Origin of the sequence: Streptomyces sp. NPDC006259 (assembly GCF_042870975.1) — a bacterium.
In the GTDB taxonomy this organism is placed as follows: Bacteria; Actinomycetota; Actinomycetes; order Streptomycetales; family Streptomycetaceae; genus Streptomyces.
This window is the reverse complement of sequence record NZ_JBIAHY010000011.1, coordinates 30,006-52,693: the sequence shown is the minus strand read 5'-3', so window position 1 is coordinate 52,693 and position 22,688 is coordinate 30,006. Positions and strand designations below refer to the sequence as shown.

The following is a 22,688-nucleotide window of genomic DNA, read 5'->3' as shown; positions in this document are numbered from 1 at the left end:
GCGACACTGTGGTGCTGATGATCTATTCGGCTTCCCGACCCCACGTTCATTCTCCCCGCACGTTCGGCGGCAGCGCACCCTGCTCGGCCGCCAGGTGGATCACACCGGCCTGGTGGAGCGAAACCAGCAGGCTCCACTCGTCATCGGGCTCGATCCAGATCAGCGCCTCATCCGGCCCCTCGGGACGAGGCAGCCGACCGGCCGGCTTGTAGAACGTGGTCACCAGGACCAGCGGGACGGGGGCATCCCAGCGGCTGACCACCGGTGGCGTGTCCCGCGGGGCGAGAATCGCCTGCTGTTGTTCGGGACTGCACTGCGCGAACTCTTCCGACGCCGCGAGCGCGGCCTGCAGCTGCACCTGGAGGCGCAGGGCCAGCCGGATGCGTGCGGCAGCCTTCTCCTTCGGGCTGATGAGTTCGGGGTATTCCGGGATCAGGCCTTCCATGAGCTCGGTCGGGGTGTCGGAGTAGCCGCGCCAGCTACCGCCGTCGTAGATCATCTCGAAGACGTAGTTGCTGCCGTTGTCCTTCTTCGGAGGGTCCAGCGGAGTGGCGGCGGAAGAGGCGTTGCGGGTGCGGATGAAGGTCATAGCATCTCCAGGGGATTAGTGCCGCTGCCAGCGGGTCTGTTGGAACAGAGCGGTTGCCTGCGCCTTATCCTCAGGGCGCTGGAAGAGCGAATCGACCATCCGCCGGAAGTCCGCGGTGGTCGTGCGCCAATCGTCACCGGACAGCCGCCTACGTTGTCCGACGCCGGCCTGGCGCCGCTGCTCGAGATGGCTGCCCAGCTGCATGCGCGTGCCCGGGACGGTGGTGTCGCCCCGAACGGCCGCGGCCGCCATGCCCAGGGAGAGCTTGACCTGCGTCTGGATCACAGAAGGGTTGAGCGATCCGTCCCACAGCCGGAACTCGCCGTGCGCGCTCTGCCCGCCGCGCCGCGCGCCGCTCAGGTTCACGGCCATGCCGTGGTACGACTCGATCTGCGAGATCGCCGTATACCCCTGCGACGGGACCGGGTTGGGACGGCACCAGCGTGTACCGCGGTGTTGATTGCCCTCGGAAGCAGGGTTCTGGGCGAGCCGATACAGCACGTCCTCGTGAGCGGCGTACGTCTGCATGAGCCGGGTGTGGTTGGCAACGTCGTGGTCGTAGTCGTGCATACCCACGTGGACATGGCCGCCTGTGCCGAACGAGGCTCGGCCGCCGTTGCGCTCGATGATCTCGCAAGCAGTCGCAAGGTTCTGCCAGGACTGGGGCTCGTCGTACAGGATCGGCGAGACCAACTCGCCGGCCACCGTGCAGTCCTGCTCCAGCCGCCATGCGTTCGGCTCGTCGGTGTAGCCCGCCTCCAACTGGGAGTGGTAGCCGTGCTGCCGTGCCGTGCGGGACAGGCCCGCATCGCGCAGTTCACGGCCGATGTTCTGGATGGCCTGCCAGCGGTCGACGCCGGGGTCGATGTCGAACTCGATCTCGACACCAAACCCACGGCCGCCCTCACGTGCCCCAAGTCCGCCGGTGGCGTTCTCCGTCATGTACGGAACGACCTGCTCCCCGCGCTCCGCGCGCTCCCGCGCGGCCTCGTAGTCTCGCTGGAAGGCATCGAAGTCGTCGGTGTAGCTGACAGGTTCGTTGGCCGGCCATTGCTCGCGAGCCTGCTCCTGGAGCGCCGCGGCCGCCTGATGCTCGGCCGCGACCTCGTCCAGGACCTGCTGAGCGGCCGCCCGCTGGACCGCACGGTCATCGGGGGAGAGACCCGCATCGGGCGGAACTTCACGCTGAGCGGGGACTCCGTTGCTGAGCGCTGAACGAAGAGCGTCAATCGCTTCGGGGGTGGCCAGAGTGGACTCGGAGCTGGCCTGACGTATTCCTCCCTCGTCGTCTTCGGGCTCGGCGTCCGTGATGAGCCCGTGCCCGTTCCACAGGTCGTACTCGCTGCGAAGCCGCTCGCGCAGACCCCAGTACTCCAAGGCCTCTTCCGAGGTGGCGGCTCCGTTGTTGGCCTCCCAATCGGCCTGGATCTGCAGGGCACGGTCGATCAGTTCGCGCTGTCCCTCGGGCATGAGGTCGACGCCACTGGCAGGGGCCTCGACGGTGAGCCCTGCCGCGGTGGTGGCGACGAGGTGGTGCTGGTGGTCGATTCTGCTGCCGGATCCCATGTGTCAGGCCCTCCTCACGGTCCGTCGGGTGGTGAGCCGCACAGAGCGGCCAGGGTCGGCGGAGCTTCTGCCGAGGTGGTGCTGGTGGTCGATCCTGCTGCCGGACGCCATCGGTAAGGCCCCCTTTCGGGTCTTTGTTCGTCCGTCGTCCCCTTAGCGGGTCGGCGGGGTGGCTTGTGGCGGCGAGTGCGAGCGCTACCAGCCCTGGGCGTCGGGCTGTTGCCAGCGGGTGACGGCGTAGAGGGCGGCTGCCTGAGCTCTCTCTTGCCTGCGGTGGAAGATCTCGTCGGTGAATCGACGGAAGCTGAGGCTGTTGGCCTCCAGGTCTCCGTCGATGAGCCGCTGATCGGGCCCCCATTCCTGGCGGTGTCGGCCCAGCGACATCGACTCGCTCCGCCTGGATGCCTGTGGTCCCCCGCGGACTGCTGCGGCCACCATGCCGAGGGAGACGTTGATCTGCGTCTGGATAACGGCGGGATCGACCGAGCCGTCCCACAGCCGGAACTCGCCGTGGTCGCTCCGTTGGCCTCGCGCTGCCGTGAGGTTGACGGCCATGCCGTGCCGGGCACGGCTGTGGACGTCGGGCAGGGACCGGTAGCCGCCCGCAGGCACGTGGTTGGGCTCGCACCAGCCGGTTCCGCGGTGTGCGGAGTCAGGGGCGTTCCGGTTCGCCGCGAGCCGAAACAGGACGTCCTCGTAGTCGCCGTACATCTGCATCAGGCGGTGGTGGTTGGCGACCTCGTGGTCGTAGTCGTGGAGGCCGACATGGACGTGGCCGCCGGTGCGCTCGCTGGCGCCGCCACCGTGCCGTCGGACGATCTCGCAGACAGTGGCGAGGTTCTGCCAGGTCTGCGGCTCGTCGTACATGATCGGCGAGACGATCTCGCCCGCGACGGTGCAGTCGTCCTCCAGGCGCCACGCGTTGGGGGCGTCGGTGTATCCGGCGTACTGCTGGGAGTGGTAACTGTGCATGCGCCTGTCCTGGGCCAGGCCGGCCTCGTGCAGGTCACGGCCGATGGCACGGAGCGCCTCGTGCTGATCGTCCCAGTCGCCGTCGGTGTCGAACTCGATCTCCACGCCGAAGCCGCGCCCGCCCTCGCGGGCACCCAGTCCTCCGGTCGCGTCTTCCAGAAGGTAGGGCACCGCTTGCTCACCCTGGATCTCCCGGTTCCACGCCGCATCGTGGATCTCGCGGAAGGCCTCGAAGTCCTCCACGAAGCCGGCCTCAGGCTCAGTCGGCCATCGGTCACGGGCCTGCACGGCGAGCGCGGCCGATGCCTGGTGTTCCTCCAGTACTTCATCCAGGACCTGCTGAGCCGCGGTGCGCTGCAGGGGGATGCCCGCCGGCGGTTCACTGGCCCGGGGCGGGAAGCTGGGGCTCTCTTCCTCGGCCTCTTCGCGCTCGGCATCCTCAATGAGGCCGTGGCCGTTCCACAGGTCGTGCTCATGTCGGAGCCGATCACGCAGGCCCCAGTACTCCATGGACTCCTCGAGCGTGGCCTGCCCGTTGTTCGCCTCCCAGCCGGCCTGGATCTGCAGGGCCTGGTCGATGAGCTCACGCTGCGCCTCGGGCATGAGGTCGACCTCGTTGGCTGGGGCCTCGATGGTCAGCCCCGCCGTGGTGGCGACGAGGTGGTGCTGGTGATCGATCCGGCTGCCCGAGCCCATTGTTAGGCCCCGGTCCGTGCGGTGATCGTGCCGTCGGCGAGACCGGAGTAGAAGCGGACGTTGGCGGTGAACAGGTCCTCGGTGCGCGCCTGGGTGTCGACGCGGCCCTCCTCCGTCATGACCGCGCCGTGACGGGCGTACTGCAGCGGGTTCTGGCTGATCAGGTACAGCCGTCCGGGGAACAGCGCCTTGAGAGTGGCAATGCGGTCAGCGCGGCTCGCCCCGGTGAGGACCATGGGCAGGTCGGGCGGCAGCGTGGCGGCCAGGTAGGTCAGCCCGGGCACCGCCATTTCCTCCCAGTCGGCCTGGGTGCGGAAGGTTTGCAGGTTCATGGCGAGGGCGGGCGGGAGGGTGGGGGACTCGTCGAGCCAGTCCAGGTAGCGGTCGAGGTCCTCCAGCCGCAGCCAGTAGATGTTGGGGACCGCAGTCACCCCTGCGGAGGAAAGCTCGGCGGCGAGCATCAGGTTGCGCCGCATGTTGATCAGGTTCTCGGCGCGGGGCTGATTGAAGTACATCGACGCGTTCGGGGTGAGGACGAGGTCCCACTCCTGGGCGGCGAGCATGTCGGCGAAGCCGTCGGCCTTGCGCCGCGTCCAGTAGGCCTCCACGAGCGGGTCCTCCGCGTAACCGCTGAGGATCGCCTTCTGATCGGGGCGCAGGTCCAGGAACTGGTGGGCGGTCTTACCCTCCCACCGCGGGAACAACTTGTGCGTCTTGGGGCTGATGACACGGCGCAGCCCGAGAGCGTAGGCGGGCCACTTCAGCTGGGCGTCGAGCGTACGTACGTCGTGCCCGTCGACCTGCGGGGTGAACAGGGGCAGGTCGGGAAGGGCTCCCGGTACGCGGAGCCCGGTGAAGTGCATGGTGCCGCCGATGTCCTTCATCCAGGCCTCGTGATCGGGGCGGGTGCCGCAGCGGATGGGGCAGCGGGTGCAGGCCAGGCCCGGCTCGCTGCCGGGGACCGGGTCTTCGGCACGGGCACAGCCGCAGTACTCGCAGCTGGAGGTGCAACCCGAGCAGACAGGCTCGACCGCACGGGGGTTGTCCATGAAGAAGGGGCAGTTGTTGCAGTCGCAGCCGGACGCGGGGGCCGGAACCGGCTGCCCGATTCCGGGCATGGGCAGGGAGACAGTCATGCGGCAGTCCTTTCAGCGCCGGCGCTGGTGTGGCGCTGGAGTTCGGTCAGGAGCATGCGGAGCGAGCCCGCGTCGAATCGGTGCAGGGTGCGGCCCTCGGCCAGCTGAGTGTTGAGGGCCCGCAGCCCTTCGAGGGCGGAGGCGAGGACGGGCGGGTCGACGGGGTCGGCCGTGTCTTTCGGCTCATCGCCGACCGGCGCCTCTTTGCCCAGCTCCGTGCCGGCCGGCTGCGCGGAGGGATCCTGCTGGCCGGGCTGCCCGGGTGAGTCGGCAGGGTCCAAGGCCTCGCGCGTACCGTTCCGTTCGGACGGGATCCACTGACCGGCTTCCTCGATCGCCGCGGAATTGATCTCGCCCTCGCCGTTCTCGGGCGTCGGCCGGGTCAGCGCTGCGGCCCGCTCGGCGTTGGCCTGTTCGTACGAGGTGACCGCAGCAGTGGCAGCGGCCTCGGCCGGCATCTCCGGATGCGTGGCCTGAGTCCGGGCGGCGGCGGACAGCAGGTCGGTGCGGCCCAGACGCTTGACGGCTTGCCACAACTCGTTGGCGGCTTCGCGGCGGCCACGGCTGAGTCGGGCCAGATTCGTGCGCGCGGCGAGCGCGACCTGGTGCTGGTCCATGTCCGCGGACAGCTCCCGCGGCAGAGTCCGGAAGGCGGCCACGACCTCGCGTGCGCGCCGCGGGGTGATCTGCAGGCCGAGCCGGCGCAGCACGAGGTTCCACGGAGCGGCGAGGTTGGCGTCGCTGCCGCGCAACTTTTCCAAGGCTTCGAAACGGGCCACCGGGTCTTCTAGCCGCTGGATCTCCTCGCTCACCTCGATGCCGGCGTTGTCGAGCTGGGTGCGCAGGATCGCGCTGCGTTCGAGCAGCAGGGCGCCGGCGAGTTCGCCGGGCTGAAGGTCCTCGCGCGCGAGGTTTTCCACCAGTTGCCAGGTACGGCGGTCCTCATCGCTGATGGGACCCGGGCAGATGACAGCGGGCAGTTTCTCGAAATGCGGGTTGTCCGGCTGGTTCACGGCGCCCCAGCGGCAGGCGCGGTAGCGGCGCTCGCCGATCACCAGGCGCCGCTGGACACGGTCGTCGGAGCCGGGCAGCTCCTCCACCAGGACGGGATGGAGAACGCCGACGGCCGAGATCGAGGTGATCAGGTCGGCGAGCCCCTCGGGGCTGGTGCTCGGGCCGGGGCCACGCCCCTGCACGTCGGTGTAGACGGAGCCACGCATCGGCAGCATCTCGAAGCGGCGCTGGCGCAGTTGATCCGAGCTGTCCAGCGCCTCGGCCAGGCCCAGAACGGCGGGCGTGGGGGCCGACATTTCTTCAACGGCGGTGCTCATCGGCGGAGCCTCCCTTCACAGCTAGTCGTCAGGCGGGGTGCGCCTGGCCCCGAGGGATGGCGAGTGACAGATCAGCGCGGTTGAGGCCGGGCCGGCGGAGGTCGAGCGGGCCCCGCGGCGCCCGGATGACGCAGGAGCATGTCGGTCGAGGGGTGCCGCTCCTCGGGCGTGCCACGCAGCAGCGGGGTGAAGATCCGGCCGAAGGGGCCCTGCTCACGCAGCTGCTGGAGGGTGGTGACCCCGACCGAAAGATGCCGGGCGAGCCGCGCCAGGCGCGGGTCCACGCGCGTGAGCGTGTACAGGTCCTCGGTGCGGTCGGCGAGCCGTTTGGCCAGGGTGGGGCTGGCCGCGCCGTCGAGGATGATCAGCAGGCGCGGGAACGCCGGATAGGTGTGCTGCCACGCCGGCCGGGTCGACGCCGCGGAGCGCCGCGCACGGTCGGGGTGCTGAGGTACGAACTCATAGAGCCGTCCGTACGCGGACACCTTCTTGGCGAGGTCGGCCGTGGTCATGGTGGCCCGGTCGAGCTCGATGAACAGGTTGAGCATCGTGCGCGCCCCGCGGTGGACGTGCACGTAGTGCAGGACCGAGTCGGAGATGACGTGGTCGTCTTCGAACCGCCGCATCCCGTCACGGATGCGGTGGGCGACCTCCGGAGTCCAGGACAAGGGCGTGCAGTCATGGCCGAGCCGGCGGGCATGCGTGACGAACGCGATCCCCACCTCGTTGACCGCCAGGGTGTGGGCCTGGCGTGTGCTGGCCGCCGAATCGGGCGTTACCCGGTAGCGGCGGGAGAACACTTCCGCGGCCTGTTCCACGGCGTCGGCGCCCTCTTCGGTCAAGAACCAGACGTACGGCTGGTTGAGACGGTTGCTGCCGCTGGACTCGCCCTGGGCACGCAGGCGGTGGACCAGGCCGGCTTCTTCGAGAGTCGCGAGCTGCCGACGCAGGTAGGACGAGCCACGGGCGCCCGGAGTGAGCAGCCGGTGCAGCTGGTCCGTGGTCATGAGGCGGTGCTGGTAGAGAAGCTCCAGAGCCGACTTGGCGAGCGCCTGGAAGGACTGGACGCGCTGCGGCTGAGACAGGGGTTCGTGATCGGTCAGCGTGCTCATCCCACTCGTGATCCCTTGTTCTTGACGAGGAAGGTGACGTTGTCGGGAACCGGCGCCTCCTGGGGCGGCGGGCCCGGGTCGTCGTCCGGCGGCTCCGGGCCGTCGTTGACCGGCGGCTCATCAGGCCCCTGGTCCTCGTCCGGCGGCGGGGGCGGCAGCGTGGCCAGGAACAGGCGCAGGCGGGTATCGAGCTTGCCGAGGTCGTCGAGGATGTCCCTCACCCGGCGACGACGCAGGTTCGCGTCGACCGCGGTGTCCAGGTGGTGCACGTCGTCCTCGCGCAGGTAGTCGCCGTACAGCTCCTCGACGCTCGCGCCACGCACCCGGAAGGGATCGGACTGCCCGCCGTCGAGCGTGACGGACATGACGTAGTGGTAGCGCTGCAACTGCGAGATCGTGTCCGGCGCGACCTTCTTGCCCCACCTGCGCGTGACCAGCTGCGCCTCGTCGATGTCGCTGGCTGTCGTCGACAGGATCGACAGGTTCTGCAAGAGACCCTGTCGGGTCGTCGGCGAAAGGCGCTGCGACATCTGGGTCATCGCGAGGAGCTTGACCTTGTACTTACGGAGCTGTTCGGCGATCGCGGCGAGGGTGCCCTTGCTGGCGCCGTCCACCGCGGTGAGCTCGTCGATGAACGCGTAGAAGTCCTTGCGGTCGGCAACGGGCATGGTGCGCCGAGACAGGCCGGCCCGGAACAGGTCGTAGATCAGCAGGCACGAGACAATCCGGTCGGTGTCGCCGGTGCCCGACGGGCACACGAACACAATCCGCCCGGTGTCCATGGCGTGCCGGATGTCATACGTGCTCAGCGACGAACCGAGGAAGCCCTTCAGGCTGTTGGAGCTGTCGAGTCGCTCGATGATGTTCGTGACGACAGGGGTGGCCTCGTTCGAGTACTTCGGGTAGGTGTGCACCCAGAAGTCGCGCAGCGTCTTGGGCAGGTACGGGACGATCGCGTCGCGCCACACCTCGTCATTGAGCAGGGTGCGGATCTGGAAGATCGTCGGTGCCAGATCGGGCCGGCCGGCCTGCGAGAGGATCCACGACAGACGGGCGAGCGTCTCGACCGAACGCGTGAGGATCGTCTTGGCGCGGCCCGCACTGTCGGACCAGTTCAGCGCACTCGCGAAGCCAGTGACGATCGAATTGACGATGTCGGGGATCTCCGACTCCCCGCGGTTCTCCATGGACAGCGGATTCCACGAACCGACCATCGCGTCGAGGTCCGGCGAGGTCAGGTCGATCTCCCACAGCCGCGGGGCGATCTGCGGATGCGCAAGGTACGGACGTGCGCGTTGCCAGCCGTCGCCGTGCGGGTCCAGGAACAGGATTCCGTGGCCGTTGTGGGCGAGCGCGATCGCCTGCACCAAGCTCATCTCGGTCTTGCCGTAACCGGCCTTTCCGAGGAAGAGCCCGAACAGGAGGTAGATCAAGGGCAGACCGGCCAGCCGTTCGCCGCCACCCGGCTTGGCTACCCATCCCAGCGGCAGCAGGTCCGGCTGCCCAGTCCAGGTCGGCAGGCTCGGGGGCGGCGGGGGGACCACGCCACCGGATCGGGCCACGTTCGCCGCCATGTTGTGCTTTGTGGCGGGCTTGAGCAGGCCGGCGAGCTCCGCGCCCGTCACCCAGCTGGCTCGCCGCGGGGCGAACTCGCCCGTGGCGAAACGGCGGTCGAAGCTGCGCCGGTACAGCCGCGAGTCCGCGCGGAGCCGCGTGACGAGCAGGTTCAGCCCGACCGGGCGCAGGTGGTTGTCGCCGGCCCAACCTTCGAGCGTCGCCATGATCTGTTCGAGCAGCATGCGCGGTCGCGTCGGGTCGGAGGAGCAGGTCCGGATCAGCAGCTGCAGAGCGAACACCGGATCGGCGCCGGGGCCGAACTTGCCCATGGCCGCCTTGACGTCGGAGATGCTGGGCATGCGCTGCCTCTGCGCTGGCCGTTGGCCGCCGCGACCCTGCTGGCCGCGCATTTCTGCGGCGATCTCGTTGCCCAGGGAGGCCAGGCCGCCGAAGTTGGGGCCGCCCGTGACCTGCCTCGGGAGACCGGGGATCGCCGGCATGCTGCTCGGGTTGCGGCGCGCCTGCGCCAGCAGGCGGCTGCGCCGGCGACTGACCTTGGACGGTGATATCGGCACTAGATCCAGCACGATGTCCGCCCGCTCGCCCAGGTCCTCGCGCACGTCGGCGACGGCGGCCGCGAGCGCCTCCAACGGGTCGGGCTTGAGCGGCACCTCTCGCAAAGACAGGTAGTCGGGCAGGGCCAGAGCCAGTTCGGCGCGGGCGACGTGCTGCGTCGGCTTGTCGTTACGGGGCTTGGGCCTGCTCGGGCCGCGCCGCTTCGCGCCGGGGGACATCGAGTTCTTGCTCACCACTGCCTCCTTTCGTTTTGTCACGCCGCGAGCGCGGTGCGGGAGTTGCTGTCGAGGTCGACGCCGAGCCGGATCTCAGGACGGTCGGCGTCTATCGCGGCGGCGCCGACCGCGCGCATCTCGCACTGGCTGTAGCCCTGGTGGCGCAGGATCGCCGCCGCCCGAGCCGGGCCCTCGACGCGCATCGTCAGAAGCCCGCCTTGGGACAGCAGCCGTACGCGCACCGCGGTCCCGCGCACCGGGGTAAAGGCCCAGCGCGACACGCTTCGCTGCGCCTGAGCCAGTTGCTTGGCGAAGCGCAGAACGTCCTCGAGTACGGGGTCGAAGCCGGTGGTCGGCAGGACCTCGAAGGCCTGCCGGTCCTTCAGCCGGCGCCGGCTGAAGCGCCGGCGTGCCACGGACACGGCCAGAACGAGGGGGGCGACCGCCACGGGTACGACGGCCAGCAGCCACACGTTGTCGGCCACCCAGGCGTAGGCGGCCTCGCCGTACGCCGGCAGGTTCTGTCCGACGTCGATCAGACGGTCGATGACATCGTTCGTGGTCATCGGGTGGCTCCGGGGGGCGAAGCGGCGGGGAACAAGGTGAGGGAAGGCATGTCGGAACTCCGGGGGCGAGGGGGAGCGCGGATGCCCATAGAGGTGTCGAAAGCGGTGACCGTGTGACATGGCTGGGCGGACTTTTTGATCGCGGAGCGGGAGCCGCTGACCTCCGATGTGCGCGGAAACGCAACTCAGCCCGCGCGCGTCCTTGCCATCCAGCCCAGTCTCCGCAGATCAGCGCACCTAAGGCCCGACGCGCGGCCGCTGCCGGGCCTGGAACGTTGCCCAGCGGCGAACGGCGGTCGTTCCGCTCCATGGCGGCCGGGATGTCTCACCGGCGTTGCGCTTCCTACAGCGCCTGGGGCCTGTGAGAACGGGGTGCGGGCCCCTGAACGGTAGACGTGGAGTGTGAGCGGAATCGACGAGGAGGACGAGGCCGAGGCCCTGCCGGAGCTGTGCGACCTGTGCGGTGTCACAGTCGCCGACGACAGCGAGTGGTACGCGTCGGTCCGAGACTCGTCGGTGGTCCACGCTTTCGACCCGAAAGGCGACGGCAGGCGCCTTGGTGGGATGCACCAGCGAGCACCTCGAGCAGCTGATCGAGCAGTACAAACGTCGGCCGTTCATCGACGCTGAGTTGTGGGCAGGCCAGATCGGCCGGGCGATCGGGCATCATCACCAGGGGATCAGCGCCGACGAGCTGGCGGAGGGGACTGGTCTGAACCCGGCCCAAATCGAACTCGGTGTGCTGTGGCAGAACTTCGGCGCCCTGCGCTGGCATCAACAGTTCGGAACTGGTGAAGGACCGGCCCCCGACGCGACCGACGAATGAGCGAACCGGGGCTATCCCACCGGCCTTGCGCTGTCGGGCAACATGAGCCCAAGGCCAGGAGGCGTCGCGAAGCGCAACGAGGGACGACAAAGACTGTAGGTTCCGGTTCCCTTTGTCCTCTGACGCCTGGCTGGCCTGTGTCTTCGGGCGGCTGTCCGGGAGGCTTGTCGGCGAACCGTCCAGCGAACTTGTCGGATTCCTCGGTTCGCAGGGCCCGATCAGGCTGCGTTTTCCGCCATCTCGTGCTCGCGGGCCCCGCGCAGGTCTGCGGCTTTCCGGCATGTCTGGCAGATAGCTGATTTCGGTCGGTGTGCCGGGTAAGTGGCCTGCCACCAGACGACTGTCAGGTAAAGAGGGAGGCCAAGGTGGCGGCGAGGGTGAGGACGGCGCCGAACGTCACGGCGGCGCGGGTGAGGGCAGCGGGGTAGGTGGCGCCGTCCAAGCGGGCCAGTTTGCCTGCGGCGGCGCCAGCCAGCAGCGCGACGACGATGGTGAATGCGGTGGTGAGGAGGACGACAGCGACGATCACGGCAGACTCCCTATAGGCGTGGGGTGTTGACGTGGTCGAAAGTCGCGGAAGCGGTGTGCGCCGTGGTTCGCCGGGAGGAAGATGAACACAGGCGAACACCACCTCGGGGGTCGGGTCCGTGCACGACGAGCAGAACGGTCACAGTCCGGCGCGCACTGAACTGCGCAGGAGGCTCAGCGACGGGCTGGCTCGGGCCCGGTTGAATAAGACGCAACTTGCCCAGAACGTAGGGCTGAGTCGTACGACCGTGCAGCTGGCGTTCCAGTCCGACGGAATATTGCCTTCGGCGGAGACGGTGGCGGCGCTGGCCCGCGTACTGAAGCTGCCGGTGGGCGAGCTTTTGGAGTTGCAGCGGGCTGCCGCCGAGGAGTCGGGCGCGAACACGGCGGGCGGGTCGGGGCCGGGCAGGCCGATCGGCCAGTGGGAGCCGTACGAGTTGGAAGTCCACCCCGCAGGTTCCGGCAAGGCCGTCTCCAGCGCGGATACGCCTGGGGTGCGGGCGCTGCCCGGGTATGTGCCCCGCGAGCATGACCAGGTGCTGGCCGATGCGGTACGGGACGTGACGGCGGGCCGCAGCCGGATCGTGGTGCTGGTGGGCACGTCCTCGACGGGGAAGACCCGGGCGTGCTGGGAGGCCGTCCAGCCGCTCGCGGAGAAGGGGTGGCGGCTGTGGCATCCCTTCGATCCGACCCGGGTGGAGGCTGCGCTGGAGGAGTTGCACCGGGTCGAACCACACACGGTGGTGTGGCTGAACGAGGCCCAGCACTACTTCGGCGACCAAGCGGCAGGGGAGCGGATCGCGGCGGCGGTGCACCGATTGCTGATCGATCAGGAGCGCGGACCCGTCCTGGTCTTGGGCACCCTGTGGCCCGAGTACGCCCACCAGTACACCGCCCTGCCCACGCCAGGCGGGCCGGATCCGCACAGCCGGGTGCGGGAACTGCTGGCCGGCCACACGTCGGCCGTCCCGGACGCCTTCGACAACGCCGCCCTGACCACGGCCGCTGCCTTTGCCGAGAACGGCGACCGACTACTGGCCGACGCCCTCACCCGTGCCCGTGACGCCGGACGGATCACCCAGGACCTGGCCGGAGCCCCCGAACTCCTGCGCCGCTACGAGCACGCCACCCCGCCCGCCAGAGCACTGCTGGAAGCAGCGATGGACGCACGCCGCCTCGGCGTCGGCCTCCACCTCCCACAAGCCTTCCTCGCCGACGCCGCCACCGACTACCTCACCGACACCGACTACGATCAGCTCACCGACGACTGGGCCGAACGAGCCTTCGCCGAACTCGCCGAACTGGTCCACGGCAAACAGGCCCCGCTTCGCCGGGCCACCCCCCGGGCTCCACGACGCCCGCCCACCCCCACGACCACGGCCGACAACCCGGCACCGCCGTCGGCGGGGCCGGTGTTCCGGCTCGCCGACTACCTCGAACAACACGGCCGCACCACCCGCCGCCCCCTGTGCCCACCCGCCTCCTTTTGGCACTCCGCTCACACGCACCTCACTCACGCTGACGACCTCAGCAATCTCACCCACGCAGCCGAGAGCCGACACCGCCTGCAATGGGCCCACCACCTCCACCGCCGCACCGTCCGCTACGCCCAGCCCGATGCCCTGTTGGGCTTGGCCATGATGCGGAAGGAGGCCGGGGACCAAGAGGCTGCCGAAGTCCTCTGCCGGCAGGCCGCCGACCACGGCGACACCGACGCCCTGTTGTATCTGGCCGTGATCCGGGAGGAGGCCTGGGGCTGGGCAAGCGCCAAAGCGCTCTACCGGCAGGCTGTCGATCACGGCAACACTGACGCCCTGTTGCGTCTGGCCGGGATGAGGGAGGAGGCCGGGGACCGGGATGGTGCCGAAGCCCTGGCCCGGCAGGCTGGCGATCACGGCAACACTGACGCCCTGTTGTATCTGGCCGGGATGAGGGAGGAGGCCGGGGACCGGGATGGTGCCGAAGCCCTGGCCCGGCAGGCTGTCGACCACGGCGACACCGACGCCCTGTGGCTTCTGGCCGAGATGCGGGAGAGGTCCGGGGACCGGGACGGTGCCGAAGCCCTGGCCCGGCAGGCCGTCGACCACGGCAACACCGACGTCCTGTGGCGTCTGGTTGGGATGCGGGAGAGGGCCGGGGACCGGGAGGGCGCCGAAGCCCTGGCCCGGCAGGCCGTCGACCACGGCAACACTGACCCCCTGTTGTATCTGGCCGGGATGAGGGAGAGGGCCGGGGACCGGGAGGGCGCCGAAGCCCTGGCCCGGCAGGCCGTCGACCACGGCGACACCGACGCCCTGTGGCGTCTGGCCGAGATGCGGGAGAGGGCCGGGGACCGGCAGGGCGCCGAAGCCCTGGCCCGGCAGGCTGGCGATCACGGCAACACTGACGCCCTGTTGTATCTGGCCGGGATGAGGGAGAGGGCCGGGGACCGGGATGGTGCCGAAGCCCTGGCCCGGCAGGCTGTCGACCACGGCGACACCGACGCCCTGTGGCTTCTGGCCGAGATGCGGGAGAGGTCCGGGGACCGGGACGGTGCCGAAGCCCTGGCCCGGCAGGCCGTCGACCACGGCAACACCGACGTCCTGTGGCGTCTGGTTGGGATGCGGGAGAGGGCCGGGGACCGGCAGAGCGCCGAAGCCCTGGCCCGGCAGGCCGCCGATCACGGCAACACCCGCGCCCTGTTGCATCTGGCCGGGACGAGGGAGAAGGCCGGAGACCGGGACGGTGCCGAAGCCTTCTACCGCCAGGCCGCCGACCACGGCAACACCCTGCTCGGCCTGTTCGGGATGCGGGTGGAGCTTGCGAGACTGTGGCCGTACGGCCTAGACCCGGACGGTACGCCGACGCTGCCATGGCAATGATCTACGCGCTCGTCACGGCTGACCGTCCGACCACCCGTCCTCGTTGACACGGACCCCTCAATGCCGCTTCCAACCGACAAGTTGCCGACAGATCAATCGGACACTGACAACTTGGATCGGAAGCTACAAAGACGCAGGTCAGCCAACACGCTTCATGACCAGAATCTGGGGCTTCCAGTACGAGAGCGGCTTCAGGCGCACCTTGAGGCCGGTCCTGGGGGCTTCGATGACCTGGCCGTTGCCCACGAACATGCCGACATGCTCGGGGCGAGAGGCGCTGCCGCGGGCGAAGAGCAGATCGCCAGGCTGGAGATCGTCAGTGGTTCGCACCACGGTCCCTTGATTCACCTGGTCATACGTGGTCCGCGGCAGGTTCACACCTACGCTGGCCCACGCCATTTTCACGAGGCTTGAGCAGTCACAGCCGTTCCCCCCGGTGTACGGCGCGCGGCAGTCCCCACCGAACACGTAGGCGGTGTCCAGCGCCTTCTGCGCCGCGGCGACGACTTGTCCGGTCCGCCCGCTACCCGCAGGCACCGGGCCGCTCTGGGTCAGGGCGTCGGTCCACTTCTTGGCGAGGCTACGGATGATCTTGACGTAGTTCTGGGTCTCCGGATACGGAGGGATCCCCCCGTACTTCTTCACCGTGTACGGCCCGGCGTTGTAGGCGGCCAACATGTTGTCTGCCTTGTCACCGGGGACACTGCGGACGTCCTTGGCGATGTCGCAGTCGTAGTCGACGGCGGCCGGCACCGCGTCGGCAGGGTCGAAGACGTCCTTGTCGCCGTCACCATCGCCGTCCTTGCCGTGCGTCGTCCATGTCCCGGGGATGAACTGCGCGATGCCACTGGCGACCGGCACCTTGACCTTCTTCCCGTCCTTCTCGACGGTCTTGAAGGACTGGATCTTCGGGTCGAATCCGCTCTCCTGATACAGCTGAGCCGCCAGCAGGGCGGGTGTGACCTCGGGACACCCGTACTGGTTGATGGCCTTGTCGATCAGCGTCCGCAGCCAATCCGGAACGTCAGCGCCTTGGGATATCCCACCGCCGAAGCCGGCGTTCTCGATGCCGTTGCCCATGGTGTCGCTTCCGATCTTCGTTGCGACAGCCATCACGGTGGCGACGAGGAGGGCGCAGCAGCACAACCAGGTGATGCCGAGGCCGATGAGGATCTTCTTCACCGTGGTCTCCTCACGCGTTCACGAGCGCGCCGACTCGCCACGCGTCTGCGGAAGCGAGGTGCATCTCGAGCGCGAGCTGATCGGGGGAGTGGGTGGGCTGGTGGCCGGCTGAGTAGGTCGTGCAGGTGTAGAGGACTCGTACGAAGGCGCGGGTCATGGTCGGCGCCGGCGCTCCGTCGGGTGCGGCTACGCGGTCGATGGCGCAGGTGACGCGGGTCTTGTCGGCAACCCACTGCTGCCACAGCCGCGTGGATCGGTCGCCCGGCTCCCGCAGTTGAGTAGCGAGGTCCGCGGTGGCGTAGGCCGCGGCACGTCGCCCGGCGTCGCTGAAGGAGGTGTCGTGTCCCGGGCTCGCATCGTGCGAGGCCCAGGCGATGGCGAACTGGCGAGCCGTCTCCGCAGCCTTCGGCGGCACGGACGCCGGGGCGGGCGCCTCGTCCGGCGCTGTGGTGCCCTGTATGGAGAGAGCCGCGGAGCCGGCCGGCTCGGGCTGAGTCGGCTGCGCTTCGGAGGTGTATATCGAAGAGGCCGCCGGCGCGGGCGAAGCCGCGCGCGAGGCCGGACGGCCGCGGTCGACGACGAGAAGCAGGATCCCGCTGATCGCCAGGAGGGCGGCCGCGGCGAAGAGCGCGACAACCTTCACGGTGCTGGTGTTCACGGGCTCGGGCATGGGGCACCTCCTGCGGGCATGGCCGGTAAGACGGGTCAGGGATTTCGGGGCGCGGGGGTGAGCAGCAGGTGTCGCTCACCCCCGCGGCCAGTCAGGGGCGCCGGGGCGGGCCCGCCGGCCGCGTCGCCCGGCGGATGGGCCGGGGAGGCGGTGGTGATGCAGGCGGGGCGCCGCCGCTGGGCGAAGGCACGGGCAGCACCGGTGCGGGGATGGAGGCCGGTCCCGCCGCCGAGCGGCCGGACGGAGCGGTAGCCCCCGAGGACGGCGCAGGCCCGGGCACAGGCGGCGAGCTGGCGGCCGCGCGCACACCAGGAGGACTCGACGGGCGCGTTGGTCCGGAGATCGGTTGGGCCATGCCGAGCTGGGCGTTGGCCGCGTGACGTCCCACGAACCGCCCTGCGGTCTGCACATTGCGCCGGTACTCGTTGCCGAAGGCGCGGGCGCCGTCGACCTTTGCCGTGACCCGCGCGCCGGCCCGGTTCTTCGCTGCTGTCAGCTGCCCCTTGACGGCGTTGGCCCGGGCGGCTGCGGCCGTCCCGCCCCGCTTGGCAGCTGTGATGCCTCGAGGGACGCCTACCGGGGCACCCACTGTCGCGAGGGTGGCGAACTTCGTGGCCTTCCAGCCGAACTGCGCTGTCGCGGCGGCGCCCTTGCCGGCCGCCAGGGTGGCCCGGCCTCCGCGGGACTGCGCCATCTTGTTCGAAGCGGCAGTGGCGAGTCGGCGGCGCAGTGCCTGCTTGGCGGCTCCTTGCGCGGCGACCTTCGCGGCTGTCGCGGCGCCACCTGTGCCCACGGCGGCCGCGGCGTTGGTGGCGAGGCGTGCGGCCGAGCGCAGGCGGCCACCGCGTTTGCCGCGCTGGGGTGTTCCCATCCACATCTGCTTGGCCGTGCGCCCAGCCTTGCCGATCGGCCTGCTGACCTTGCGGGCTTCACCGCGGGCCTCGCCGAACAGCTGCTTGATGCCCGGGGCGGTCTCGGCGTATCGGCCGAAGGAGTTGAAGACGCTCTGACGGCTGCCGCCGACGCGGGCGTTGGCCAGGCGCCGGTTCAAGTTGACGCTGACCTGCCGCGCGGTCTCCTTGATCTTTTTCTGGCCGACGATTCCCGCGACGGCGGCGAGGTCCAGGCAGATGAACTTGACGGCGAGGATCTCACCGGTGTCCGCGTCGATCAGCGCGACGATGATCACGATGAAGACCGCGAGGAACAAGATCGCGAGGATGACGCCGAGGACGGCCTTGATGATGGCCGAGACCCAGCGCCACAGAACTCCGCGGCCGCCGCCGGGAAGGATGCCCGCGGCCAGGGCCCAGTGCCCCTTGATGCCTTCGAAGGCGAGCCAGCCCTGCGCGACCAGGAAGGTGCCGGTGACCAGGACCATGAGCACGGAGACGATGATCGCCGCGAGCGCGACGAAGGCCGCCGAGAACGTCATGTCGGCCGACGCCTTCTTTGCGTCGCCCTCCTTGACCTTGCACACCTTGGTGAAATGCTCGCCCGCGTTGGTGAGTTGAGCCGCGTAGGTGGCCTCACCGGTGGGGTTGATCCTGTTGGCCTCGAAGAAGTCGATGCCCATTTGCTCGAAGTTGTACTTGACCAGCGACGCCTCGGCGAAAGCCTTTGAGCACGCAGGGTCCTTGAACGTCTTGCCGTAGAGCATCAACTGGGTCGGCTTCACGATGAACGCGTCGACCAGAGCGTCGGTGATCGGCTTGGAGACGTTCTCCGGCTTGGCGTCACCCTCCGGGTTCTGGGACAGGACGACGGCACTGACCTCCAGCGAGAGGTCCTTTGCCTTCCCTATCAGGCCGTCGTCGCTCAGCAGCATCGTCGAACCGCCCGGTGAGGGCTGGTCGTGTGTGCCCAGCAGCACCTGCGCCGGTGAGAGCAGAACTGTGGTGGCGATGGCGGCGACGACCAGGGACGTGCCGGCTTCGGCGAAGCCCTTGCTGCGGTTCTTGAAGAGGATCTGCCAAGCCGCATAGAGGCCCGCGAACAGAAGGAAGAGCCCGGGCAGACCGAGACGGTTGATGACTTGATTGCGCAAACTGGTGGCGATGTTGTCGGCGGGCTTGACCAGGATCTTCGCGAGCCCGAAATTGAGCGCCCAATCGATCAGCCAGCACGCGAACCCCACGAACCACTTGGCGACTCCGAAGAAGAACTGCGCCAGCAGGTTCCAAATTGTCAAGTCGATGTCGGTCCAGCCGCCCGTGTCGGAGTCGACGCTGTACGCCGAGATCGGGACGCCGTCCTTGTCCTTGACGTTGAACGGCTGCAGCAGGCCGTTGGAGCCGTCCTTGGGCGATTTACTCAGGTCCTCGACCGGCTTGTCCTCGTCACCTGGCTGAGGCGCAGGCGGTGTTACCCCGGGGCGGGGCTCCATCGGGTTGTAGGTGTCCTCCGGCTTGGGCTTCGTCGTCGGCTTGTCGTCCTTGCCGTCGGCACCCCCGCCGCTGCCGCCCTCCTTGCAGTACTTGTACTGAGCACTGCCGTGGGGCAGTTGGTCGCACGGGTCGGGCTTGTCCTTGTCGCCGCCCGGCTTCGGAGTGGGCTTGGCGTCCGGAGCGGTGGGGGCCGGCCCAGGGCTCGGGGTGGGGACCGTGTCGGCGAAGGCGACTGCGGCGCTCAGACCCAGCAGCAGTGCCAGGGGCACGGCGATGAGCCAGATACGCAGGGCTCGCCGGCGGGGCGCGGCACGGGAGGCGGATTTCATGCCAGAGCCCCTTCGAGGGGCACCGCGACGGCCGGCTCGTCCTCACCCATCTGGCCCGGCGTCGTGTGAATGGCGTCCGCAGCGCCGTCGTCGGCCGGAATGAGGACCTTCATTCCCGCGATCCGCTTGCGCAGGTCCCGGTAGAGGCATTCGCCGGCGCGCAGGCCGCGCTCGGCGTCGGAGACGTTGAGCGGGCTCAGGTTCTCCGTGATCAGCTTGATCATTTCCTCGTCGTGGGGATCGAGGTCGATGAACTCGAGGCACCGGGCGGCGAGGGTCTTGGAACGGTGGCGGAAAACGAAGATGTGGGAGAGCAGCGCCCTGATCTTGTCGCCAAGCTCGTTCTTAGGCCCGATGTCGTACGGGTCGTGGCTGCCCGCGAAGGCACCCGCACCGTGTTTGCGCCCGTCGGCGATGATCTCGAGCAGCAAGTTGGAACCCTCGGCGGACGAGGTCAGCCACCAGCACTCGTCCAGGAAAACGCCGGTGAACTCCGAGGAGTTGGCGAACGCGACCTCCCGGCACAGCGCGGTGATGAGGTACATCAGGCGCCAGCCGAACCTCTTCTCAACCTCCAGGCTGCGCAGGCGGTGCTCGCTGAGCTCCTCCTTGGTCGGCAGGCCGAGCCGGTCGACGGCGAAGACGATGGAGTCGGCGTTCGTGATGCGGACGACCGGCAGGGTCGGGTCGAAAATCGTGCGGCCGAGGTCCTTCTTCGACAAGGCCCGCATCTTGCGGACGAGCTCGGAGGCCGCGGCGCGCACGGCAGCGTCGTTCGGCTCCTCCGCGTCCGGCGTCTTCGCGCGTGCAGCGAGGTTGGCGATGAGCGCGGTCATGGACGGGGCCGGGCCACGCCGGGTGGCCTCGATGCTCTCGGCGAGCGTGACGCCCTCGATCGACATGCTGGCGATGTCCAGCAGGGGCGTGAGGAACGATTCGCAGTACCGCGCCGCGCGCGGTCCGCGGAAGATCCGCAGCGGGTCGAGCGAAACGCCGGCGGTCTCGTCGACCCGGATGATCTGCGTCTCGCCCGGGCAGGCCAGGGCGAACCTGGTCCATTCCTGCTGCGGCGTACGGTCGATGACCAGGGCGCGGCCGCGGCTGCGGGACTCACCGTAGCGGTGGCCGGTGGACAGAATTGAGTACATCGCCGTCTTGAGTGCGACGCTCTTGCCGGAGCCGAGCTCCCCCACGAAGGCCGCGCTCGCCGAGGCGTTGACGCGGGGCCCGTGACTGAAGTCGATCAAGACGGGACGGACACCGCCGCCGGACAACTGCAGGCCGTACAGGGAGCCGGTGTCGTCTCCGAGACTGGCGCCGCTGAACGGCATCGCCATGGCGAAGTCGCGGGCGAGCAGGTACTGGTTGAAGTCGAGAAGGGGCCGCGGGGTCTTGGTGCCGGGCAGCATGGCGTGGAAGAGGGGGACCTGGTCGCCGACCGGCCTCACCAGGGTGTAGTCGTTGCCGCCGAAGTGGTGCTTGAGGGAGTTGGCCCGCTCGTTGGCCTCTTCCGAGGTGGCGCCCCACACGCAGGTGACGACGGATGCGCGGATCTCTACCTCGGTGGATGAGGAGGTCAGCCGGTCCCGGTATTCGTCCAGTGAGAACGATGCCTTGTCCAGGGAGGCCGGAACGCCGGCGGTCTCTCCGTCGTACTCACCGCGCTGGTGCGCGAGCTCGCGCTGCTGCCTGCGGGACTTGGGCTCGGCCTTCGAGCCGGCCTCGATGTTCAGCCGGACCGCCCAGTCGACCGGGAAGCCGAAGTCATCCAGAGCGGCCAAGTACTCCGAGCCGGGGAAGCGGAAGGAGTCGGGCATTTCCGCCAGCACGCTGAAGGCCTGGTAGCTGCTGCCGAACTCGGTGGTCACCTTGGCGAAGCGGCGGCCGAACGGGTTCGAGGGCCCCTTACGGCTCTGCCCTGCGCGGCCGCCCTCGTCCAGGACGACCTGGGTGTGAGCGGCGACGGTGCGCCCGCGGCCTCGCAGGCCGCGCAGTGCACCCTCTTCCGGGAGCAGCGGCTCGTCGAGACCTCGGCGCGCGGCGTGTCCGTAGATCCACAGGATTTCCGCTTCGGTGGCGGCCTTGAGCTGGATGCCGGCCGGCCAGGATGCGGCGATCCGGTTCGCCTGGAGAAGCCGCTCGGCCTCCTCATCTGCGGTGATGGGCGGCACTGGCAGCCCGAGCGCGGACATCAACTCGGCCTGCGCCGAGAAGGCGACGGCTCTGGCGGTCTGCTTGAGGTCCAGGTGCGGCAGGGGTATTGCCAGGAAGTCGACGCGGCCGGTCAGTTCGAGACCTTCCAGCTGGTCGAGGACCCTCAGCGACAGGTCGACGTATTCGGGACTCTTGTCCCAGTCCACCCCGGCCGTCATCCGCTGGACCACAGAGGCGGCGTCGACCTGCGGGCACAGGCTCAGCAACAGGACCTCACCGCGAAGGCTCTTGAACAGCGCCTCCAGGGCGTCGAGCCTCTCCCTCTTCGTTGCCTTGGACGCGTGGGTGTAGTTCTCGGTGTCGACCTTCCATACGCCCCACGTGGCGGCGTTGGTCGTCCAGATGAGGTTGCCGCTGATGTGCCGGACGGGGAGACGCATGGCTGAAGTCCTTCGTGGATGAGGCGCAGGGCGCTGCTACGAGCGGGGGTGCTGGTCCTCGAGCGAGGCGAGGAGACTCTGCAACTGGCTTCGGCCGCTCGCGCGGGGCGGCGTCGCCTGAGCCGGACCGGCGGGGCCGGCTGGCCGGGCGGAGGAGACGGCGGCCGAAGCCGGGCGGCCTGCCGGGCGCGATTGGGGCACCGCAGCCACCTGCGGCCGTTGCGGCGCCGGGGCGAGCCCGTCGGAGTCAGGGCCCCCGACGGCCCGGACGGTTGCGGTCGTCCGCGACAGCTGGGGACGCGGATGCCGCTGGGGGCGGCCGGCAAGCCGGCCGCCTGCGGGCGCCGAGGCGTAGATGAGCAGGGAGCGCAGCGCGCGTGCCGGATCCCGGCCGTCAATCCGCGCGTAGCGCAGCACCCAGGCCAGCCCCCAGGGGAGTGCGACCATGATGAGGATGTTCGCGAGGCCGAAATGCGCCCAGAGGGCCTGTGTGATGGCCAGAAGCCCGAAGACGACGACCATGGTGACGATCTGGGTGATCGTGTACGGGCCTCCCGGGAGCCGTCCGGCTCCCGGGAGTTTGCCGATGACGAGCGGATGCTTCCGGGCCCGGGTGTAGGAATGCCCGACGAGGTCTTCCTCGGACGCACTCACAGCAGCGCCTTGAAGTTGCCGGAGTCCGGCCCGGGCACCTGCGGGGCAACGCTGGAGGCCTGGTCGTCGATCTCCGAGCCGACCTTCGACTGCAGGGACGGCAGGTTGGCAATGCCCCACAGGACGAGCGCGCCCAGGAAGAACGCGACGAGGGTGGCGACCCAGGACTTGGTCCTCCAGTACGCCATCGCGACGGCGGCCAGGACCATGACGCCGACGACCAGCTTGATGAGGGTGCCGATCTGGTTGGTCTTGAGCGTGGCCCAGTCGAGCAGGTCGCCGGCGAGGACGACAGTGTTCGGATCTGCGGTCAGCGGGTGCATGAACGTTTCCTCTTTCGG

17 protein-coding genes are annotated in these 22,688 nt (G+C 69.2%); 2 read left to right on the top strand and 15 right to left on the bottom strand.

Annotated elements, in window-relative coordinates; all coding sequences use genetic code 11:
• Positions 1–46 precede the first annotated feature (46 nt).
• From ACFYO5_RS34445 to ACFYO5_RS34410, 8 genes are all read right to left on the bottom strand, one after another.
• Complete coding sequence (locus ACFYO5_RS34445; protein WP_330351879.1) at positions 47–589, bottom strand: hypothetical protein; 543 nt, start codon at positions 587–589, stop codon at positions 47–49.
• A gap of 15 nt (positions 590–604) precedes the next feature.
• The gene (locus ACFYO5_RS34440) at positions 605–2,155 is read right to left on the bottom strand and encodes an amidoligase family protein (RefSeq protein WP_388716607.1); all 1,551 of its coding nucleotides are present in this window, start codon (positions 2,153–2,155) and stop codon (positions 605–607) included.
• A gap of 195 nt (positions 2,156–2,350) precedes the next feature.
• A complete protein-coding gene (locus tag ACFYO5_RS34435) occupies positions 2,351–3,823 on the bottom strand; it encodes an amidoligase family protein (protein WP_388716604.1) in 1,473 nt (490 codons plus the stop codon).
• Positions 3,824–3,825: 2 nt separating this feature from the next.
• On the bottom strand, positions 3,826–4,959 hold the full coding sequence (locus ACFYO5_RS34430) for a hypothetical protein (RefSeq protein WP_388716601.1): 1,134 nt from the start codon (positions 4,957–4,959) through the stop codon (positions 3,826–3,828).
• Entirely contained in the window at positions 4,956–6,290 is a 1,335-nt protein-coding gene (locus ACFYO5_RS34425; protein ID WP_388716598.1) for a ParB N-terminal domain-containing protein, read from the bottom strand. The genes ACFYO5_RS34430 and ACFYO5_RS34425 overlap by 4 nt, the downstream gene beginning before the upstream one ends.
• A gap of 71 nt (positions 6,291–6,361) precedes the next feature.
• Positions 6,362–7,402, bottom strand: a complete 1,041-nt coding sequence (locus ACFYO5_RS34420; protein WP_388716595.1) for a replication-relaxation family protein — start codon at positions 7,400–7,402, stop codon at positions 6,362–6,364.
• Positions 7,399–9,768 carry an ATP/GTP-binding protein gene (locus tag ACFYO5_RS34415; RefSeq protein WP_388716592.1) on the bottom strand — a complete coding sequence of 790 codons (2,370 nt, stop codon included), beginning with the start codon at positions 9,766–9,768 and terminating at the stop codon, positions 7,399–7,401. Before ACFYO5_RS34415 ends, ACFYO5_RS34420 begins: the two co-directional genes overlap by 4 nt.
• Positions 9,769–9,788: 20 nt before the next feature.
• Positions 9,789–10,316 carry a hypothetical protein gene (locus ACFYO5_RS34410; RefSeq protein WP_388716589.1) on the bottom strand — a complete coding sequence of 176 codons (528 nt, stop codon included), beginning with the start codon at positions 10,314–10,316 and terminating at the stop codon, positions 9,789–9,791.
• A gap of 559 nt (positions 10,317–10,875) precedes the next feature.
• Between ACFYO5_RS34410 and ACFYO5_RS34405 the strand changes: the two genes are divergently transcribed.
• Positions 10,876–11,142: a hypothetical protein gene (locus tag ACFYO5_RS34405; protein ID WP_388716587.1), complete on the top strand. Its 267-nt coding sequence runs from the start codon at positions 10,876–10,878 to the stop codon at positions 11,140–11,142.
• Positions 11,143–11,485: 343 nt separating this feature from the next.
• On the opposite strand, the gene ACFYO5_RS34400 is transcribed toward ACFYO5_RS34405, so the two are convergent.
• On the bottom strand, positions 11,486–11,671 hold the full coding sequence (locus tag ACFYO5_RS34400) for a hypothetical protein (protein ID WP_388716584.1): 186 nt from the start codon (positions 11,669–11,671) through the stop codon (positions 11,486–11,488).
• A 247-nt stretch (positions 11,672–11,918) separates the two neighbouring features.
• Between ACFYO5_RS34400 and ACFYO5_RS34395 the strand changes: the two genes are divergently transcribed.
• The gene (locus tag ACFYO5_RS34395) at positions 11,919–14,531 is read left to right on the top strand and encodes a hypothetical protein (protein ID WP_388716581.1); all 2,613 of its coding nucleotides are present in this window, start codon (positions 11,919–11,921) and stop codon (positions 14,529–14,531) included.
• Positions 14,532–14,669: 138 nt separating this feature from the next.
• Here the strand turns inward: ACFYO5_RS34395 and ACFYO5_RS34390 are convergent, their stop codons facing one another.
• From ACFYO5_RS34390 to ACFYO5_RS34365, 6 genes are all read right to left on the bottom strand, one after another.
• The gene (locus tag ACFYO5_RS34390) at positions 14,670–15,713 is read right to left on the bottom strand and encodes an NlpC/P60 family protein (protein WP_388716578.1); all 1,044 of its coding nucleotides are present in this window, start codon (positions 15,711–15,713) and stop codon (positions 14,670–14,672) included.
• Positions 15,714–15,723: 10 nt separating this feature from the next.
• Positions 15,724–16,383 (bottom strand): hypothetical protein, encoded by a 660-nt coding sequence (locus ACFYO5_RS34385; RefSeq protein WP_388716575.1) that lies wholly within the window; start codon positions 16,381–16,383, stop codon positions 15,724–15,726.
• Positions 16,384–16,474: 91 nt separating this feature from the next.
• Positions 16,475–19,099, bottom strand: a complete 2,625-nt coding sequence (locus ACFYO5_RS34380; RefSeq protein WP_388716572.1) for a hypothetical protein — start codon at positions 19,097–19,099, stop codon at positions 16,475–16,477.
• Entirely contained in the window at positions 19,096–21,693 is a 2,598-nt protein-coding gene (locus ACFYO5_RS34375) for an ATP-binding protein (RefSeq protein WP_388716570.1), read from the bottom strand. The genes ACFYO5_RS34380 and ACFYO5_RS34375 overlap by 4 nt, the downstream gene beginning before the upstream one ends.
• A 36-nt stretch (positions 21,694–21,729) precedes the next feature.
• Entirely contained in the window at positions 21,730–22,347 is a 618-nt protein-coding gene (locus tag ACFYO5_RS34370) for a hypothetical protein (protein ID WP_388716567.1), read from the bottom strand.
• Positions 22,344–22,670 carry a hypothetical protein gene (locus ACFYO5_RS34365; RefSeq protein WP_388716564.1) on the bottom strand — a complete coding sequence of 109 codons (327 nt, stop codon included), beginning with the start codon at positions 22,668–22,670 and terminating at the stop codon, positions 22,344–22,346. The genes ACFYO5_RS34370 and ACFYO5_RS34365 overlap by 4 nt, the downstream gene beginning before the upstream one ends.
• Positions 22,671–22,688 lie beyond the last annotated feature (18 nt).

Excerpts from the sequence above, each read along its gene's own strand:
- ACFYO5_RS34445 (WP_330351879.1), bottom strand. The coding sequence starts at position 589 with ATGACCTTCATCCGCACCCGCAACGCCTCTTCCGCCGCCACTCCGCTG.
- ACFYO5_RS34440 (WP_388716607.1), bottom strand. The coding sequence starts at position 2,155 with ATGGGATCCGGCAGCAGAATCGACCACCAGCACCACCTCGTCGCCACC.
- ACFYO5_RS34435 (WP_388716604.1), bottom strand. The coding sequence starts at position 3,823 with ATGGGCTCGGGCAGCCGGATCGATCACCAGCACCACCTCGTCGCCACC.
- ACFYO5_RS34430 (WP_388716601.1), bottom strand. The coding sequence starts at position 4,959 with ATGACTGTCTCCCTGCCCATGCCCGGAATCGGGCAGCCGGTTCCGGCC.
- ACFYO5_RS34425 (WP_388716598.1), bottom strand. The coding sequence starts at position 6,290 with ATGAGCACCGCCGTTGAAGAAATGTCGGCCCCCACGCCCGCCGTTCTG.
- ACFYO5_RS34420 (WP_388716595.1), bottom strand. The coding sequence starts at position 7,402 with ATGAGCACGCTGACCGATCACGAACCCCTGTCTCAGCCGCAGCGCGTC.
- ACFYO5_RS34410 (WP_388716589.1), bottom strand. The coding sequence starts at position 10,316 with ATGACCACGAACGATGTCATCGACCGTCTGATCGACGTCGGACAGAAC.
- ACFYO5_RS34385 (WP_388716575.1), bottom strand. The coding sequence starts at position 16,383 with ATGCCCGAGCCCGTGAACACCAGCACCGTGAAGGTTGTCGCGCTCTTC.
- ACFYO5_RS34380 (WP_388716572.1), bottom strand. The coding sequence starts at position 19,099 with ATGAAATCCGCCTCCCGTGCCGCGCCCCGCCGGCGAGCCCTGCGTATC.
- ACFYO5_RS34375 (WP_388716570.1), bottom strand. The coding sequence starts at position 21,693 with ATGCGTCTCCCCGTCCGGCACATCAGCGGCAACCTCATCTGGACGACC.
- ACFYO5_RS34365 (WP_388716564.1), bottom strand. The coding sequence starts at position 22,670 with ATGCACCCGCTGACCGCAGATCCGAACACTGTCGTCCTCGCCGGCGAC.